Origin of the sequence: Bacillus cereus group sp. RP32 (genome assembly GCF_040459735.1) — a bacterium.
Classification (GTDB): domain Bacteria; phylum Bacillota; class Bacilli; order Bacillales; family Bacillaceae_G; genus Bacillus_A; species Bacillus_A wiedmannii.
In genome coordinates this window covers 1,771,053-1,789,402 of sequence record NZ_JARVHO010000001.1, presented here as the reverse complement: position 1 = coordinate 1,789,402, position 18,350 = coordinate 1,771,053, and the positions used below count along the sequence as shown (strand labels likewise).

The following is an 18,350-nucleotide window of genomic DNA, read 5'->3' as shown; positions in this document are numbered from 1 at the left end:
TGTCACACTTTTCTTTTATTTGACCCTTTATTTTTAATTTTGTGTACTTCCCTCTAGTTATATATGTCCGTTAGGAACAATTTCATATAGATGGGAGGAATTTTTCATGCTTCGTTATTCTCTTTTAGTTTTATTAGGAGCGTGTAGTTATGGGATTTTAGCTATTTTCGTTAAACTTGCCTATGCAGAAGGATTTTCACTTGGAGAGGTAATTGGCAGCCAATATTTGTTCGGTTGGATTATTTTGCTTGCTATTACTCTTCTATTTTCTAGACATCGTGTTCCATTAAAACAAGCGTTAATTTTATTCGTTGCAGGTACATCTGCAAGTTTTACTGGAATTTTTTATTATGCTTCATTAAAAACTGTACCAGCATCTATTGCAATTATACTTTTATTCCAATTCGTTTGGGTCGGAATTATTATTGAAGCAGTCGCAACAAAAACATTACCTTCAAGAGAAAAGGTTATTTCCGTTATTTTCTTACTTGCAGGTACATTTTTATCAAGTGGTTTACTAGAAAAATCAGCAGGTGATTTCGATATGACTGGAATCATACTAGGTTTATTATCTGCTGTTACATTCGCAACATACATTTTCGTGAGCGGAAAAGTTGCTGTTGAAGTACCTTCATTACCGCGCGGTGTTCTCTTAATGACTGGCGCTTTAACTTTAGTAATGATCGTATTCCCGCCAACATTTATTTTTAGCGGTGCAATTTCTGAAGGACTTTGGAAATACGGTTTAGGATTAGGAACATTTAGTATCGTTATTCCTTCTATCGCCTTTACAATCGGTATTCCAAAGATCGGTTCTGGCTTAGCGACTATTCTTGGTGCAGCAGAACTACCAGTTACAACAATTATGTCTGTATTCGTTTTAAAAGAAGCGGTGCTATCTTCACAATGGATCGGTGTATCACTTATTTTAATCGGTATTGCAATCCCGCAAATTGCCTATGCAATGCGTGGACGTTATCATAAACATCATACACACAAAAAATTGGCAGCATAAAACGAGAGAGGATTTTCATTTGAGAATCCTCTCTTTTCTTATTGTATAATTAATGTAAATACATTAATTAAGAAAGAAGGCATTATACGTGGCAGCAAATCTAGAGCAATTAACTGAGATGCTAATTTCTATTCGTCGAAATTTACATGAGCATCCAGAATTATCATACGAAGAATTTGAAACGACGAAGACTATAAAAAATTGGTTAGAAGAGAAAAACATTACGATTATAAATTCTAGTTTAGAAACAGGCGTTATTGCTGAAATTTCAGGGAATAATAACGGACCAATTATAGCAATCCGTGCTGATATTGATGCCCTTCCTATTCAAGAAGAAACACATTTACCGTACGCTTCAAAAATTTCCGGTAAAATGCATGCTTGTGGGCATGATTTTCATACAGCTGCTATTATAGGTGCCGCTTATTTATTAAAAGAAAAAGAATCTTCTCTTAGCGGAACTGTACGCTTTATATTCCAACCAGCTGAAGAAAGTAGCAATGGTGCTCGCAAAGTAATTGAAGCCGGGCATTTACATGGCGTGCAAGCTATTTTCGGTATGCATAATAAACCTGATTTACCAGTAGGTACAATCGGTATTAAAGATGGTCCACTGATGGCCGGGGTCGATCGATTTGAAATTAAAATTCACGGAGTTGGTACACATGCAGCTGTACCTGATGCTGGGGTAGACCCTATTGTCGCGTCCTCTCAAATCGTGATGGCACTCCAAACAATTGTAAGCCGAAATATAAGCTCTTCACATAATGCCGTCGTCAGTGTCACAAACATCCATTCAGGAAATACGTGGAACGTAATTCCTGAAAAAGCAACGCTGGAAGGAACTGTACGTACATTCCAAACTGAAACACGTGAAAAGATTCCAGCTCTCATGAAACGTATTATTCAAGGGGTTTCTGATGCATTAGGTGTAAAAACAGAATTTCGTTTTTATGCAGGTCCTCCTGCTGTTCATAACGATACATCTTTAACAAACTTATCCTCTCAAGTTGCTGAAAAAATGAATTTAAATATCATCTCTCCTACCCCGTCAATGGCCGGAGAAGATTTTTCTTTTTATCAACAAGAAATACCTGGTTCATTCGTTTTTATGGGAACGAGTGGTACACATGAATGGCATCATCCAGCTTTTACAGTAGATGAGCAAGCATTACCTATAAGTGCAGAATACTTCGCTTTGTTAGCTGAAAAAGCACTTAAACAATTTGCATAAAAAAAGAGCCGTTAAGAAATACTTAACGGCTCTTTTTTAAGTTAAATCGCGTTTTAAAAATACTGTATAGGAAATGCTTAAAAATACAAATAAATATAGTAATAACATACATGAAGCAAACGGGAATGTTACTCCATCAATAAAACTTCCATTCTTTGCAATACTGTATAAATCTGTGTTTGCTGGCAATAAATATTTCACCCAATCATATCTAGTTGCTGCTAGTAATGCAATATTTCCTGATAAAGCAAGAAATAGTGAAATACCAATCGCGCCCCCACTAGATCTTGTTAATACAGAAATCATAAATGCAAACGCTGCGTACACAATGGTCGGCAACCACGATAAAATATAATATTTACTAGCCTCCACAAAAATATTTTGTTTTATAATATTTCCATCTTGGAAAATAAGCTCGCTCCATGCAGGCTGTTGGAATTTATAAATAACAAGTCCACATAAAGTGGAGAAAATCATATTAAATATAAACAATAACGCTGCAAATATCACAATTGCTAAAAATTTAGCTGTCAAAATTTTAAATCGACTCGCTGGTCGTATCGTTAAAAATTTATATGTTCCCCAGCTATATTCATTCGCAAAAATTGTACTTGCATACACGAGGATAAATGGGAGCAATATTGGAAATACGATAAAACCTGTATCTCTCACGAAAGAAAGTGGAGAACTGCTTGCCGGTGCTGTATCTGTATCTAAATGCTTCATCTTAAGCTGATATTCCTTTACAAGCTCGTCCCCAGATCGTTCTGCTAATATAGCTTCTTTTTTCATACCCAGCTTTTTCTCTATTTCTACAGTTCGTTCTGTATAATCGGCTTTCCATCCTTTTGTTTCCGGTTCTAAATACTTTACCGTAACCCACCCTAATCCAATTATTAATACTGCAATAACTGCAAAGGGAATAATCGTTCGCTTTCGCTTAAATATTTTATACAGTTCGTTATACACTAAATTAAACAATATCTTTTCCCCCTGTTAATTCTAAAAATTGCTCTTCTAACGTTTTTCTTTCTTCATATACACGATAAACTTGAATGTCCTTCTCAAGCAATGTACGAATAACATTTGGGATTTCTTCATCTTTTACATGAATAAGTAAATCATTACCTTTTATTAAAACATCTTGGTCTAACATTTCTGCTGCTTTATTTGCATCATCTACACGTATACGGATTGTCTCCATCTCTTCGCTTTGACTATGCTGAATATTTTGCGTCGCCACATATTCTCCATGCTGAATAATGATAACTCTGTCACACATTAATTCAACTTCTGAAAGTAAGTGACTAGATACAAGTACCGCTTTTCCTTGTTCATGTGCAATTTTCTTTATGTACATTCTCATTTCATGTATTCCACTAGGATCTAATCCATTCGTTGGTTCATCTAATATTAATACATCTGGATCGTGAATAAGCGCTTGAGCAATTCCTAAACGTTGTCTCATGCCGAGTGAATATGCTTTTACTTTACGATCAATTACTTGGCCCATCCCTAACAATTTCACTACTTCATCGATACGTTCTTCTGTCACGTTACCATTCATTCGTCCGAAATATGTTAAATTTTCATAGCCGCTCAAAAAAGGATAAAATTCCGGTGTCTCAATTACTGCTCCAATTTTCGAAGCAGTACTTTCAAATTGCTGTTTTACAGATTGACCGTCAATCCAAACTTCGCCCTCTGTCATACGAATCATGCCGACCATCATTCTCATTAAAGTCGTTTTTCCAGCACCATTTGGTCCGAGCAAGCCAACTACTTCACCCTTTTTAACTTCGAAACTAATATTTTCTACAAGTGTCTTTGAACCGATTCGCTTCGTTAACCGCTCAACCTTTACAATTGATTGTTCATTTGTCATACTATACAACCTTTCCTTCCCATTCTTTGTCAGGTCTTTACACTGTAACATGATTATTTTTATGTGTAAAATAGGAAAAGGCATGATTTCTCATGCCTTTTCCTTGAATTAAAACGAATTTTCATCTTGTAAACTTTGAACAAATCGAAAACATTGTATCATCGATACTAGGACGATAACAATCATAATTATACTAACAACTACTATTGCATATATTGTAATCGGTGCACTATTTATCCCTTGTATTCCTGCTATTTTCATAAAGATAATCGTAAATAATTTCAAAAATAACATCCCATTCACTAATCCAAAAACAAACGCTGCTCCATAAATAAATAATTGCTCCTGACATAATAAACATAGTACGTCATTTCTCTTCCTATTCTCTGCTACATAAGATTTAATTTCCTCTTTCCTCACTTGCAGAAGAGAAAACGTTATTTTATATGTAGTAAAAATACAAATAAAAATGAATACAATAAACAGCATGTAAAAGCTCATTTGAAATAAAAGTGTAGTCTCTAATTTCCCAATAGCTCCTTCATTAAATTGGAGCGATATCATAAAAAATAAAATCATAGTGCTCATAGCAACCCACATGAATTGCTTCATCCTTTTGGCAGCAAATGTTCTTATATTTTTTCTCACTAACTGACATAAAGACATATGTTCTTCCCCTACCTTACTTCATACCATACTCATTCTATACTACTAGTGTATAAAAATATGACATTTTAAACATCGCACCACAACCTGAATTCGTTCTAAGTCTTTAGTCCTAGAAAATAAAATGGTGAAAAAATCATATTAAGAATATAATTGTAAAAAGGAGGGGGATTACATGCGTATGAAATTACTATTAACCTTGTCTTTATTATTTCTCACTAGTTGTAACCCACTTAAAAATAATGAAGTTGCCATTGTTGAGCCATATAAATTAACAGAAGAGCAATCTTCTATTTTACAAATGACTCCTTTTCAAGAAGGAAGCAGCATGTTTTATAACGTTACACTAAAAAATAAACAAGATGAAATACATGCTACGATTGATTATTATCAAAATGGTAAAAAAACAAACGAAATTGCGAATATAGCTACCTCACATTTTCCAAAAAAGAAAGTAAAGCTTTCTTTTTTGCCACCTCAATCCCAACTCGATAAAGATGTACAAGCGCAAAAACATTGGTATGTTAATATTGAAGGTAGTTCCATGCTCGTTCCTGAAGAAACACCACCAAACATAAATAGCTCTACATCTACTACTATTCAATCTGCTATTAACTTAACATACAATCAAAAAACGACTTTAGCGGCTATTATAAAAACAAATAATGAAACCGTAAGAGTGCTAATGTTTGAGGAAAAAAACTCTATTGACCAACTATTACAAGAAAACGAACATGTTTATCTCTTTAGCATAGAACTAAAAAAGAACACTAAAGCGGAAATGCAATAGTATTGCATTTCCGCTTTAGTGTTTAATGAGGTGTACTTTTTAATAGCTTAATTAATCTCATCCTCTACTTCAATTCTTTTCTTCTCTCTTGCAATTTTCAAAAACTCTAAAAGCTCTGGGTTAGTATTCATTTTCTTGTAAGCTACTGACATTTCTGCAACAAAATTAGAATCACATAATTCTTTATATACGACTTCTGTTTTATACAATTTATTCGCCGATACAGGTATTACCGTAATTCCGATTCCTGCCGCTACAAGTCCCATAACTGTTTGATATTCCGTTGCTTCTTGTACAATGTGTGGACTAAATCCTACGTCGCGGCAAAGTGATAAAATTGTATCGTATAACGCTGGCCATACCGGTCTCGTAATAAATACGAACGGTTCGTCTCTTAAATCTTCAATATGTATTTCATCCTTTTCAGCAAGTGGATGTGCCTTCGGTAAACATAACGTACAAGAAAGCTTTTGAATTGGTTCTAACTCTAGTAATTGCGTTGGAATTGGCGGACGCAAAAAGCCAATATCAATACGGTTATCGTGAAGTGCATGCACCTGATCCGGTGTTGACAGTTCATGTAATGCAACAGACACTCTCGGAAATTTCTTTCTATACTCCCTTACGATAGATGGTAAAATATCATATATCGCCGCACCTACAAAACCAATTGAAAGTGATCCCACTTCTCCCCTTTGGGCACTTTGTGCAACTTCTACTGCTTTATCAATTTGTTCGAACGCTTTTTTTACTTCTTTTAAAAACATTTCTCCAGCTTCTGTTAATTCAACTTTTCTCTTCGTTCTTGAAAATAACATAACTCCCATTTCTTTTTCTAATTGCTGAATTTGTTGACTAAGCGGTGGTTGTGTCATTTGTAAACGAGCAGCTGCTCGTCCAAAGTGTAACTCCTCTGCCACTACAACAAAATATTGCAAATGCCGTAATTCCATTTTGGACACCCTTTTCACTTTCAATTAATACATCTAATATATTAATAACATATAATTTATATATTAGACAAATTTTTCGAATGAACGTATAGTAGAAATTGTTAATTCTTTTTTACAATTTTTATGTAAAAAAAGAAAGAGGTGGGTACTGTATGAAATGGTGGAAATTAAGCGGACAAATTTTATTATTATTTTGTTTCGCTTGGACAGGTGAATGGATTGCAAAACAGGCACACCTCCCAGTTCCAGGAAGTATACTCGGTATTTTTTTATTGTTAATTTCATTAAAATTTAACCTAATGAAAAAAGAGTGGGTACAGGACGGAGCAGACTTTTTATTAAAAGAACTTATTTTATTTTTCATTCCTTCTGCAGTCGCTGTCATACGCTACAAAGATACACTATCACAATATGGAATCGATCTCATTTTAATTATTATGATTAGTACACTTTGTGTCACTCTCGCTACAGGACTCCTAACAGAATTGCTACTAAAGCGGAAAGGATCAACACAATGATCGGCTTTCTTTGTTTACTATTAACACTATTCACATATTGGATATCGAAGAAAATGTATCAACGCTGGAATTGGAGCTTACTTTCTCCTCTTCTCGTCTGCCCTATTATTTTAATTGCTTTATTACTCGGACTAGACACACCTTATGAAACATATGAAACAGGTGGTCAATGGTTAACAGAATTATTAAAGCCTGCAACAGTTGCTTTCGCATGGCCAATCTATAAATACTTTGATTTACTCAAGAAACATGGAATAGCTATTTTACTTAATGTCATTGTCGGCTCATTTTTATCAGTTATTACTTCAGCACTACTAGCTAATTATTTTCAAATTGATTCATCGTTAGAACATAGTTTAGCGCCTCATATTGTAACGACACCAATTGCAATGGCCATTTCAGAAATGATCGGTGGTATGTCACAATTAACAGCTGTATTTGTTGTTTTAACTGCGTTAACAGGAGCATTGCTCGGACCTGCTCTCATACGTATATGCCGTATTAAAACAGCGCTCGCAAAAGGCATTATGTTAGGCACTAGCGCAAATGGAACCGGTACATCAAAAGCATTCGAAATCGGCCCTGTAGAAGGAACCATTGCAAGTTTATCTATGCTTTTAACAGCAGGAGCTAGTTTAGTTATCGTTCCGCTTTTCTTGTCGTGGATACATTGAAAAAGCGAGTGTTTAAACACTCGCTTTTTTATTTATATATTTATTTAAAACCTCATAATCCTCCGGGAAAGATAGCGTTAATTCCTTCATTTCATCTATCCTCTTCCAAGCAATTTCATGTATTAACTCATCAGGATCTTGGATTTTCATACTACCGCCTATTTTTTTAACGACATAATAATGAACGTATACAGGAACCCCGTATGTAATACCTTCTTTTTCGTATATTTTATTTACAACTTCCACATTGTAACCTGTTTCTTCCCAAACTTCTCGAATACAACATTCTTCTAGTGTCTCTCCCTTTTCAAGCCCTCCACTTGGAACAGACCACCTTTTTTCTTCACCCTTTTGCCCTTGCAACACCATTAAAACTTCATTTTTTTCATTTATACATACTGCTGCACAACCTATCCATCTTTCCATATACATCCCTCCCCTACAAAAATTCACCTTCTTTATCATTTTCTCCTTGAAAAAAGAGGAAAAAAGTAAACTAATGACGAAAAATCACATTAACTTCATAGACAATCCCTTCTTAGAAATTAAAAACGGAAGGATGAAAATATGATTTCTAAATATGTTGTGGAATGTGTCTTTTGTGAAGAAAATCGAAAACCACGCCAAGCTATCGTAACAGTTCCCGCCACTACTCAGCTACTAGCCATTGAAAAAGTGCGTGCGGAATGTAAACGTCGTTTCGGAAAAGCTTTATTATTGCAAACAGAAATTAAAGAAGAAATAAATTTTGAACAAAAAGAAAGCCGACCATAAATTGGTCAGCTTTCTTATCCGATCATATTTTCACATGAAGATTAGGGGCATCCTCTTTAAGGATCGGGATTTTCCCATTATGTACGTTCCATAATGGTCATCGAACAATATATTTCTATGCAATTAATTATTGAATAGAATAGGGCAAAACTTGTTCGCATTTTTAGAAAAGGGATAGGGATATAATTCAAGTAGTTCTTCGAATACTCGAACTTTACACTCATTATATTAAAGTAAATCCTTTTATATGGGAAATATGAATTACTTACATAATTCATTCGTAAAACATATTAGTTTGCTATATTATTTTTATTCCATCAATAACATACATCCAGCTACAACTGGTGTCATAATCATTGAAAGCTTCAAAAGCATACGTGGTGCATAATTTGTAAACTTCGCCCCGATATACGCTCCTAACATCGTGCCCATTAATACTTGCAATAACAGTATATAATCTAGGTAGCCTTCTGAACTATATCCTAGCCCACCTCCAATCGCAATCGGCAATATGACAAGCATTGTTGTTCCTACAGATTGCTGGATTGTTAATCCTAATAGAACCATTAATCCAAGTTGAATAAATGGTGCAGAACCAATCCCAAATGAACCAGCCATCATTCCAGTGACTAATCCGAGACATATACATTTCATTATATTGTCTTTCGAAAAATCTTTAATTTCTGCTAAAAGTAGTTCTTCCCTATTTTGAAACTTAATTAATTTAACAAACATAAAAATTGCAGATAAAAATAACATCCCAGCTGTAAACCAATGAAGAAGATGCGGTGGTATAAGTGAACCAAGCTTTGCACCAATATAAGAACCAAGTGCTCCACATCCACCAACAATCCCTCCTATAGTAACTACAACATTTCCTTCACGATAATGACTTATAACCCCAGATAATGTCGTAAATGCCATTGCAGTTAAAGACGTTGCAAGTGCAACATGAATAGGAATGTGGAATACTAAAGTGAGTATTGCGATAATAAAACCAGCTCCCCCTGCTCCAACAAATCCTAATAAAACTCCCATTACTAACATCGTTATAATAATTGCCACAGACTTTCCCTCCAGTAAAGCAATTATCCATCATATTCTTCCTTGTATACAAATAAAAAGCATCCTAGATGGATGCTTTTTATTTCAATAATATGTACTTAATCTTGATTAATCAAAATAACTGCCGGACCAGCGACTACTACTCCAGCTACTTCTATCTTTTCAAATTCTTTTACTGTAATAGATATAACTCCTTCTCTTTCCATTAATTCTTTACTCAGGACATCAGTCGGGATTACTTTCACCGTCTTACCTCCTTTTCATTTATACAATATGATAAAGTGAAACTTTGAAGTGGGAGTCTTATTGCCCGCAAATAGCGAGATAAAAACAACCCAATGCATCCATATATATGCATCACCTCCGCTTTCATTCCTTATTCCACTCAAAATCCTTCTCTCCCTTCCGTAACATATTGAAAAATAAAAAAGCACTCGCAAAGGCGAGTGCTTTTTCATTATTTACTTTCTATTACTTTTAACATTCTATTAATAAATGCTGCCGATTCTCCACGCGTTGCAGAACCTTTCGGCATAAATTCATTATTTTCATTTCCTTTTACAATACCTAATCCATAAACACGTTGTACAGCTTGTTTATCATATGCTAAATCTTGATCCGAGAATGGTAACGGAACTAAGTTACCTTTAATTTTTTTATATTGCAGTGCACGATCAATCATGATAACAGCTTCATCTCGTTTAATCGTATCATTTGGAGCAAACGTCCCATTTCCTCTACCACTTATTATCCCGGCAGTTGCTGCACGATTAATACCATCTATTAGCGATGGATGTGCTGTATTTAAATCATTAAAATTCGATGATCCTTCAGGTAACTGTAATGATCTTGAAATTAAATTCGCAAATTCGCCACGTGTGACAAGACGCTCTGGCCAATAAGAACCTTTCCCATCCCCAATCATAATGCCTCGTTTATCTAATTCACGAATGTCTGCTTCGTACCAACCACCTGTTATATCATCTTTATGGTTCGCATCATAATAAACCTTTGTTCCTTGTAAGAATGGTTCCCACGCATTATTTTTAATCATAATAGCCGGACAATTCTTTCCACTCCAGAATTGATGTTTCTTCACATTTTCTAAAGGAATATGTAATTCTCCCATTAAATAAGCTGTTAATTTACGAGCATTTTCAACAGCTTTATTATAATCACCATCTTCGTTTACAGCAATTTCAATCGCAATTGATTCTCGATTTCCAGTTCCTTCTGCTCCATCTCCTGCATGCCAAGCATTTTCGTTTAATGGAAGATGTTGATAAATCTCTTTATCGTCTACCGTAAAGTGCCATGACGCTGAACGATCTTCCGTTCCCGTTGCTTGGTTATATAAATATATTGCATGGTTTTTAGCATTTGCCCCAACACTGTAATTATCTGTCTCATGAATCGTAATATACTTCGGCTTCATCGCATAACCGGGACGGATATTTTCATTTCCTTTCGGTACAATCATTTCTTTTAAAGTTACACCATAAATATCCGTTGTTTTCTCTTCTATTGGTGCAGCATACATAACTGCTGCACGTTTTGTACGTGCTGGTGTTGCCTCTTGAATAATTGAAGCTTTTGTTCCTTCAAATTTTGCTGAAGGTGAATAAATCCATTTTATCTCATCATTTATTTTTACTTGGAACCATTCTCCGGCCTGTCCAATTGCTTGAATATTTTGTGGCTCCAATACATTTTCTTCTTTGTATGAAGTAAATGGTTCAGAGTAAGTAGAGGTTACTTCATTAATAACCAACTTTTCACTTAATAAAGGGTGAAATTCTTTAACCTCTACATTCCCCTCACTATTTTCTATCCATCCAGTTCCAGATGAAGTCCGAACATAGTAAGCGTTTCCTTTTCTCTTCTCAGCTTTTACAACTTGATTCGAAATGTGAACCCCTGTCTCTTTTTGAAAATTACTAGAATCATATAAAGGTACTTCTTTCACTATTTGTACAAGAAATTCGCCTTGCACTTCATTTTTTACTCCTTTATCTTCTCCTCGACCATCTTCCTCTTTCATATGGTTTTCAATACTTTTTAAAGCTTGTTCATCAGGTGAAACCGCTACAGTTTTTTCCAACTCATTAGCATAGGAATAATTCGGAATCGTTACCACGCTAAATACAATCGATGCAGCTAAAACATTATAAAATCTTTTTTTCATCATAATACTTAACACGCCATAATTAAATTCGTGTTAATTTCCCCCTCCTCAACCAAAATATAGGACATCTAGTAAACTATTAAACTACATAACCATTTACAATATAACAGACTCATTCCGATTCGTATAGATAGGAATGACTACTATTTGCCTACATTTACTATATTGGAATATAAAAAGAAGCTATAATATATAGCTTCCCTCTACATTTCTTTAACCTCTATGCACCTTATATTCCATAACTCTACCATCTCTATCAAATTGTAAAACAAGCTGTTCACTATCTATTGAAATAAAGCCACGTTCATTTCCAAGATAGTACGAAGTGGTAATCCCTTCTTCTCCATTTCTCGTTTCAGTAGGCGTTCCTAATAATTTTGTGATTTCTTCATTTGACTTCCCTGTTAATTTATATTTTTGCATTAGATCATCTACCATATGTACCCGTTTCTCCTCAGCATGTAACCACCGATCTTGATTAAACTTAGAGGTGTATGTATTCATACTTAATTGCGCAGTGCACACTATCAATAGAATACAACCTACTATCATTACACCTAGCATTTGCTTTTTTTCTGTATTACGATTTACAGAAGTACGTAAGACGAACTTTTGAATTACGACTAATATAGCAAATGGCATGACTACTACAAACATACTTTTTACACTTACTGACATATGAACCACATCAATAACAAACATAAACGCAAGATACATTAGTATATACAAACAAACATAAACATACAAAATACCCCTTAATATAGCACTCAAAAAGCCCACCTCTTTTTAATTTATTTTATAATTCATCCGGCTAATGATTTCTCGAAGTTTTTCTAACTCTTGATCTGTATATATTACTTTCCCTGTTAAGATCTCATTTCTGAAGAACGTTACAATTTGCTCTCTATCTTTTAATCTCGGCGTTTTTTCTTCAGACAGATCTAGCACTTCTTTCCCACTCTCATTATAAAAATATACAATCGGTTTTACTTTTTCCATTACAATATCAACTTGTATTTCTTTCAAACAATTGTATAGAATATGAGATAATTTCTTCGCTCTATATACTGGATTCCCTTCATTTTTCACTTGTATCGTTAATGAATCTTCACCTGTAACGCATTCAAATGTCTCTTCTTTCTCTACTTCTTGTTGATACTTGCCAATTTCATCAATCATAAATGAATATATACTAGCATTTTCTTTCGTTAAGCCATGAATTAATTTCCCTGTCCATTCTTTCGTCTCAAGTAGATACATACCCGTTTTACTTAAGACAAGATGATGAATGCGACAATCATTTCCTCCATGCTGATTTCTAATAAAAACATTTGGCATAATATGAAATTCAGTGTCTAGTATTATGCCTTGCTCTACGAAGCCACGCTTCATATAATGTAATGTTTCGTGTGTATTCACTTCAGCTCCATTTTTCGTATACTCTCGCAAATTTGCAATTAACTTTTGAAACATATGAATTTCGTTACTATGTTTTTCTTGCATTTCACTGCGTTCTTTACTATGTTGCACAGCTAATTGATTTTTCATCATACGCATATTTTCAAGTTCTCTAGCTGCACTTATTTGTAAATCATTGTATTTCTTCTGTTCCATATTTTTCAATGTATTTTGTTGTTCTTTATGCTCTGTAACCGTAGCTGCAATTTCATTTTCATACGTTTCAATTGCTTGTTTCTTTTCAAATTCTACTTGCTGACTCTCTGATTCTAGCTGTTTATTTTTATAGAACAGCACGAATACTACAGCTAATAATAATAAAACCACACCTATTAGCACATAATCCATATCTTTACTCCTTTATTCCATTTTCATTTATTTTTATAAACATCCATTATATTATACTATGTTTTCAATATACACTTTGTAAAAATCACATATTTTTAATGAAGCGAGACTTTAATAAGCGATTTTCCCCATTCCCCACTGATTGTTTCAGGCTGCCCGCAAATAGCAGAATAAAAGGCATCTCAGGCGAGATACCTTTTACGTGCATTTTATTGTACACCATGCTGAATATAACTTGGATCATAGTATATCCATTCGTTTCCACCTAAAGCAAGCCAACCATCTTGTTCATTCAAAACTTCATATGATTCTCCTCTATTTAGCTGGCGAATTACACTAGATTGTAAAGATGGTCCACTCCGTAAATTTACATTATCACCTTTAATTACAGCAACGCCGTAGACTGTAGTAGCAGTACTAGGTGGAGAAACATTTCCACCACCATTTGTTCCATTTCCTTGCAAAGCTTCTAATGAAACCGCTGCTGATACGTCACAATTTCCTACTACACCTGAAATTTGAACAGAATCTATGTATTGCCATGCTGTCCACTCTGTCCATCCACCAGCATCAGCAGGCGGCGTACTAGAGTATTTAGAAATCCAAAGTGGAATATCGCTTAATCCGTTAATTCCAAACTCATTAATATACCAAACTCCTGTATATAACATGACATCTTTTCCAGTAGCCTGTTTCACATAATTTATGAAACTTCTTGCCCAATTAGATATAGCAGTACCAGTTAAATTACTATTACTCGGATCTATCGGTGATTCTAAATCTAAAACTGGCATTAAGTCTGTCTGATTGCTTTGTAATATGTTCACAAAATGTTTCGCTTCTGAAATTGCATCATTTAGTTCTGGATGTGCAAAATGGTATGCACCGATTAATACATTCGCATTTCGTGCTGCTTGTACATTTTGAACCAAAGTAGGATCAAGATTATTCACACCTTCTGTCGCTTTTGCATACGCCGCTGAAATACCCGATCCGATCCCTTCACTGCATTCCAATCAATGTTCCCTTCCCAATGAGACACATCGATAAACGTAATATTTGAACTAGATCTATCTTGCATATAAAAGCTCCTATCAATTTTTTCATTTCGTATACATACAATATGTACAACTTTAATAAAGGGTCACGACGTTTATATTATAGATATTGAGAGTAAACATATTTTATAAACAAAGTAAAAAGGCCTTATAATTACAAGGCCTTTTGTAAACTTCCTTTATTTTGTAGTAAATACATATTATAATACAACCCTTGCTCACTCAGTAATTCTTGATGTGTTCCTCTTTCTACTATTTCTCCATCATGCATAACAAAAATTTGATCTGCATCTTGAATTGTAGATAATCTGTGTGCAATTGCTATAGTCGTTCTCCCTTTTCGCATTTGCTGTAATGCTGTTTGGATCGCATCTTCTGTTTCTGTATCAATATTAGCTGTTGCTTCATCTAATACTAATACTTTCGGATTCGTTGCTATCGTTCTAGCAAAAGCAATTAATTGTCGTTGACCACTAGAAAATGCAGCTCCTCTTTCTACTACTTCCGTTTCATACTGCTCTGGTAATTTTTCAATAAACGTATTCGCTTGCACAAATTGTGCCGCTTCTTTTACTTCTTCATCCGTAATTTCTTCATTGTACATACGAATATTTTGTTTTACATTTCCCGCAAATAAAAATGCATCTTGCAATACGAGTCCTATTTTCTTTCTAATTTCTCTTTCTTCAAATTTCTCTAAATCTACACCATCTATTACAATATTTCCGGACTTAATATTATAAAATCGCATTAACAAATTCATAATAGTACTTTTTCCACTACCAGTGTGCCCAACGAAAGCAACTGTTTGCCCTTGTTTCACGTGAAAAGATACATTTTTTAAAACATCACGTTTTCCATCATACGAAAAAGTAACATTTTTAAATTCAATTTCTCCATTAACAACTTGAGGATTTCCATCCCCTTTTTGAACTGGAGCTAAATCTTTCTCATCCATTAAATGAAATACACGTGATGATGAAACAAGTGCCTGTTGGAAAAATGATAATTTCATCATCATCTCATTTACAGGCTGGAAGAAACGATGTATATAGTTAACAAACGCATATAAGACACCTACTTCAACAGGACTCTTCAAAGCATCAATGCCAAATAAACCAAGTACTAACGCAATAGCCACAATATGAACTAAATCAGTTGCTGGACGTAAAAGTAACGCGTCTAACTTTAACGTCCGTCGCCCTGCACTATAATGTTTATTATTCACTTCTTCAAACTCTTTTCTCATACGCTTTTCTTGCCTGAACACTTGAACAATATTCATTCCTTGAATGGACTCATTCAACTTTGCATTTAACACGCTTAATTGATTACGTACTTCTAAATAAAAGGCTGCACTCTTCCGACGATATAGCACCATAATTGCAAACATTATCGGAATTAATACGAGAGAAAATAGAGCTAGTTTTACATTTAATAAAAACATTGCTACTAAAATACCTATTAAAAAGACTACATTTTTGACAAATGTGGATAATACACTGACATAAAAATCTTTAATTGCTTCCGTATCATTCGTTATGCGCGATACAAGCGTACCAATCGGCGTACGATCAAAGAAACTTAATGACAACTTTTGAACATGATTATATACTTCAACACGCATATCTTGAACAATTTTAAAAGCGATATTTTGAAAATACAATAAGTCTAAATAAGTAAATAATACTTTTAATAAGTGAGCAATAAGATACACTACAAATAGAGTAACAAGTGCTGATTGATCAAAGTTACGTGGTACTAAATGTTCATCAAGAAATTGTTTAATTAAAAAAGGACCCATCATTTCAGTTACAGTTGCACCAACTAAAAAGATAAATGCTAAAGATAGTAACCTTTTATATGGCTTCATATAAGAAAGTAATCTACTTAAATCACTCCGCTTCTTCTCGGTCATCATACGCCTCCTTTCTCGACCAATGCTTCTAACTGCTGGCTCTCGTACATTTCTTTATACCAACCGTTTTCTTTCATTAATTGTTCATGTGTACCTCGTTGCACAATTCTGCCTTCATCCACAACAAGTATAAGATTGGCATGTTGAATTGCACTCAAACGATGAGCAGTAATAATCGTTGTTTTTCCTGCTCTTTCCCTCTTTAATGCATTTAAAATCGTTTCTTCTGTTTTTGCATCTACCGCTGATAAACAATCATCTAAAATTAAAATTTCCGCATTTGTTAATAAAGCACGTGCAATAGAGATTCTCTGTTTTTGGCCTCCAGATAACGAAACGCCTCTTTCTCCTACTACCGTTTCATACCCTTCTGAAAATTGGAGGATGTCATTATGAATACAAGCAATCTCTGCAGCGCGGGTTATTTCATTATATGTAGCATCCGCCTTTCCGAAGGCAATATTCTCCCCAATACTCGCTGAAAATAAAAAATGATCTTGCGGCACGTATGAAATGGCAGAACGGACACCGTAAAGTGTTACATCGCGAATATCCCGCTCCCCAACTTTTAATTCACCACTAAAATGATCATACTCACGGATTAAACATTTTAATAAAGTCGTTTTCCCTGCTCCTGTACGTCCGACAACTCCTAGTGTTTCCCCCTTCTTCAAATCAAAGTGAACATCTATTAGCTGTAACAGTTCATTTTTCTTATATGAAAATGAATCGACCGCAAATGTAACATCACCGCTTGCTACTTTATGTACAGCATCTTCTCTATTTACTACATCTGATTTTTGCGAGAGAATTTTTTCTACACGGTCATACGAAGCACGCCCACGCTCCATAATATTAAACAACCATCCAAAGGCTAACATTGGCCAAACGAGGGTACCTAAATACGTTGTAAATGTAACGAGATCACCTACAGTTAATTCACCCCTCACAACTAATACTGACCCGTAACACACTGCAATTAAAAAAGAAAATCCAACGATAAGAGAGATTGTTGGATCAAACAACGAATCAATACGTGCGACTAACATATTTTTATGTACAACATCTTCTGATTTTTTTCGAAATGCTTGTAAATCTTCTTTCTCTTGTCCAAGTGATCGAATTACCTTCATCCCACTCATACTCTCTTGCACTTTATCATTGATTTCTGAAAACGATTGCTGCGCTTTATGAAACCTTTTATGTAATAAAGTTCCATAATAATTTGTCGAAATCGCTACAATCGGCATTGGAATTAAGCTTAACAATGTTAACTTCCAACTAATTGTAAAACCCATCGCTACGAGTACACATCCCCCAACCGCTAATGAGTCAACCAGTGTTAAAACGCCCGATCCAGCAGTTTGTTGAATCGCCTGAATATCATTAGTCGCATGCGCCATCAAATCACCCGTACGACGTGATTGATAGAAAGATGGGCTCATCCTTGTAAAATGTTCATATAAATTCTTTCGTAATTGACGGGCTAGTTTTAACGAAGATCCAAAAATCATAATACGCCATAAATAACGTAATATGTACATAGTAATCCCTACAACTACTAACAGAATAACCCACTTCAACAATTTTTCAGATGTTAATGTTCCATTATTAATTTCATCTACTACAATACCTAGTACTTTCGGAGCTACAAGTTCAAGAAGCGCGACACCAAATAACATAATAATTCCGATTATGTACGCTCGTTTTTCTTGTTTAAAAAACCACGCTAAATTAATAAATACCTTCATTTTTATCCTCCTCCCTTAAAATGAGCGATGTTTTCAGTTTACCAAAAATACAGAATTT

General features: G+C 34.6%; 18 protein-coding genes and 1 pseudogene. 6 read left to right on the top strand and 13 right to left on the bottom strand.

The window, feature by feature from the left end; translation table 11 throughout:
• The first annotated feature begins 106 nt into the window (after positions 1 to 106).
• Together QCI46_RS09325 and QCI46_RS09320 are read left to right on the top strand one after the other, a co-directional pair.
• Positions 107 to 1,015 carry an EamA family transporter gene (locus QCI46_RS09325; protein WP_087982059.1) on the top strand — a complete coding sequence of 303 codons (909 nt, stop codon included), beginning with the start codon at positions 107 to 109 and terminating at the stop codon, positions 1,013 to 1,015.
• 88 nt (positions 1,016 to 1,103) lie between these two features.
• Positions 1,104 to 2,249 carry a M20 peptidase aminoacylase family protein gene (locus QCI46_RS09320; RefSeq protein WP_353840019.1) on the top strand — a complete coding sequence of 382 codons (1,146 nt, stop codon included), beginning with the start codon at positions 1,104 to 1,106 and terminating at the stop codon, positions 2,247 to 2,249.
• A 36-nt stretch (positions 2,250 to 2,285) separates the two neighbouring features.
• On the opposite strand, the gene QCI46_RS09315 is transcribed toward QCI46_RS09320, so the two are convergent.
• The 3 genes from QCI46_RS09315 to QCI46_RS09305 all read right to left on the bottom strand — a co-directional run bounded on the left by QCI46_RS09315 (position 2,286) and on the right by QCI46_RS09305 (position 4,800).
• Positions 2,286 to 3,230, bottom strand: a complete 945-nt coding sequence (locus QCI46_RS09315; RefSeq protein ID WP_353840018.1) for an ABC transporter permease — start codon at positions 3,228 to 3,230, stop codon at positions 2,286 to 2,288.
• Positions 3,223 to 4,134 (bottom strand): ABC transporter ATP-binding protein, encoded by a 912-nt coding sequence (locus QCI46_RS09310; RefSeq protein ID WP_137050695.1) that lies wholly within the window; start codon positions 4,132 to 4,134, stop codon positions 3,223 to 3,225. Before QCI46_RS09310 ends, QCI46_RS09315 begins: the two co-directional genes overlap by 8 nt.
• Positions 4,135 to 4,242: 108 nt before the next feature.
• A complete protein-coding gene (locus tag QCI46_RS09305; RefSeq protein ID WP_353840017.1) occupies positions 4,243 to 4,800 on the bottom strand; it encodes an ABC transporter permease in 558 nt (185 codons plus the stop codon).
• 175 nt (positions 4,801 to 4,975) lie between these two features.
• Here QCI46_RS09305 and QCI46_RS09300 point away from each other — a divergent pair, with 175 nt between their 5' ends.
• A complete protein-coding gene (locus QCI46_RS09300) occupies positions 4,976 to 5,590 on the top strand; it encodes a histidine kinase (protein ID WP_353840016.1) in 615 nt (204 codons plus the stop codon).
• Between the two features lie 47 nt (positions 5,591 to 5,637).
• Here QCI46_RS09300 and alsR read toward each other — a convergent pair whose 3' ends face one another.
• Entirely contained in the window at positions 5,638 to 6,543 is a 906-nt protein-coding gene (gene alsR / locus QCI46_RS09295; RefSeq protein ID WP_000423221.1) for an acetoin biosynthesis transcriptional regulator AlsR, read from the bottom strand.
• 152 nt (positions 6,544 to 6,695) lie between these two features.
• Between alsR and QCI46_RS09290 the strand changes: the two genes are divergently transcribed.
• Together QCI46_RS09290 and QCI46_RS09285 are read left to right on the top strand one after the other, a co-directional pair.
• Positions 6,696 to 7,061: a CidA/LrgA family holin-like protein gene (locus tag QCI46_RS09290; RefSeq protein ID WP_353840015.1), complete on the top strand. Its 366-nt coding sequence runs from the start codon at positions 6,696 to 6,698 to the stop codon at positions 7,059 to 7,061.
• Complete coding sequence (locus tag QCI46_RS09285; RefSeq protein WP_000578955.1) at positions 7,058 to 7,735, top strand: LrgB family protein; 678 nt, start codon at positions 7,058 to 7,060, stop codon at positions 7,733 to 7,735. The genes QCI46_RS09290 and QCI46_RS09285 overlap by 4 nt, the downstream gene beginning before the upstream one ends.
• Positions 7,736 to 7,747: 12 nt before the next feature.
• On the opposite strand, the gene QCI46_RS09280 is transcribed toward QCI46_RS09285, so the two are convergent.
• Positions 7,748 to 8,161, bottom strand: coding sequence for an NUDIX hydrolase (locus tag QCI46_RS09280; RefSeq protein ID WP_000442959.1), 414 nt, complete (start codon positions 8,159 to 8,161; stop codon positions 7,748 to 7,750).
• Positions 8,162 to 8,302: 141 nt separating this feature from the next.
• Between QCI46_RS09280 and QCI46_RS09275 the strand changes: the two genes are divergently transcribed.
• Entirely contained in the window at positions 8,303 to 8,509 is a 207-nt protein-coding gene (locus QCI46_RS09275; protein WP_353840014.1) for a DUF3903 domain-containing protein, read from the top strand.
• A gap of 309 nt (positions 8,510 to 8,818) precedes the next feature.
• Here the strand turns inward: QCI46_RS09275 and QCI46_RS09270 are convergent, their stop codons facing one another.
• From QCI46_RS09270 to QCI46_RS09235, 8 genes and pseudogenes are all read right to left on the bottom strand, one after another.
• The gene (locus QCI46_RS09270) at positions 8,819 to 9,574 is read right to left on the bottom strand and encodes a sulfite exporter TauE/SafE family protein (RefSeq protein ID WP_098115240.1); all 756 of its coding nucleotides are present in this window, start codon (positions 9,572 to 9,574) and stop codon (positions 8,819 to 8,821) included.
• Between the two features lie 98 nt (positions 9,575 to 9,672).
• Positions 9,673 to 9,819: a BC1881 family protein gene (locus QCI46_RS09265; RefSeq protein WP_353840013.1), complete on the bottom strand. Its 147-nt coding sequence runs from the start codon at positions 9,817 to 9,819 to the stop codon at positions 9,673 to 9,675.
• Positions 9,820 to 10,031: 212 nt separating this feature from the next.
• Complete coding sequence (locus QCI46_RS09260; protein ID WP_088064494.1) at positions 10,032 to 11,759, bottom strand: S-layer homology domain-containing protein; 1,728 nt, start codon at positions 11,757 to 11,759, stop codon at positions 10,032 to 10,034.
• A gap of 213 nt (positions 11,760 to 11,972) precedes the next feature.
• Positions 11,973 to 12,539: a hypothetical protein gene (locus QCI46_RS09255; protein WP_087982038.1), complete on the bottom strand. Its 567-nt coding sequence runs from the start codon at positions 12,537 to 12,539 to the stop codon at positions 11,973 to 11,975.
• A gap of 6 nt (positions 12,540 to 12,545) precedes the next feature.
• The gene (locus QCI46_RS09250) at positions 12,546 to 13,565 is read right to left on the bottom strand and encodes a nuclease-related domain-containing protein (protein WP_353840012.1); all 1,020 of its coding nucleotides are present in this window, start codon (positions 13,563 to 13,565) and stop codon (positions 12,546 to 12,548) included.
• Between the two features lie 221 nt (positions 13,566 to 13,786).
• Positions 13,787 to 14,646 (bottom strand): annotated as a pseudogene (locus QCI46_RS09245) (GH25 family lysozyme); the annotation flags it as partial.
• 131 nt (positions 14,647 to 14,777) lie between these two features.
• Positions 14,778 to 16,541, bottom strand: coding sequence for an ABC transporter ATP-binding protein (locus tag QCI46_RS09240; RefSeq protein ID WP_098048197.1), 1,764 nt, complete (start codon positions 16,539 to 16,541; stop codon positions 14,778 to 14,780).
• Positions 16,541 to 18,292 carry an ABC transporter ATP-binding protein gene (locus QCI46_RS09235; protein ID WP_048544175.1) on the bottom strand — a complete coding sequence of 584 codons (1,752 nt, stop codon included), beginning with the start codon at positions 18,290 to 18,292 and terminating at the stop codon, positions 16,541 to 16,543. Before QCI46_RS09235 ends, QCI46_RS09240 begins: the two co-directional genes overlap by 1 nt.
• Between the last annotated feature and the right edge of the window lie 58 nt (positions 18,293 to 18,350).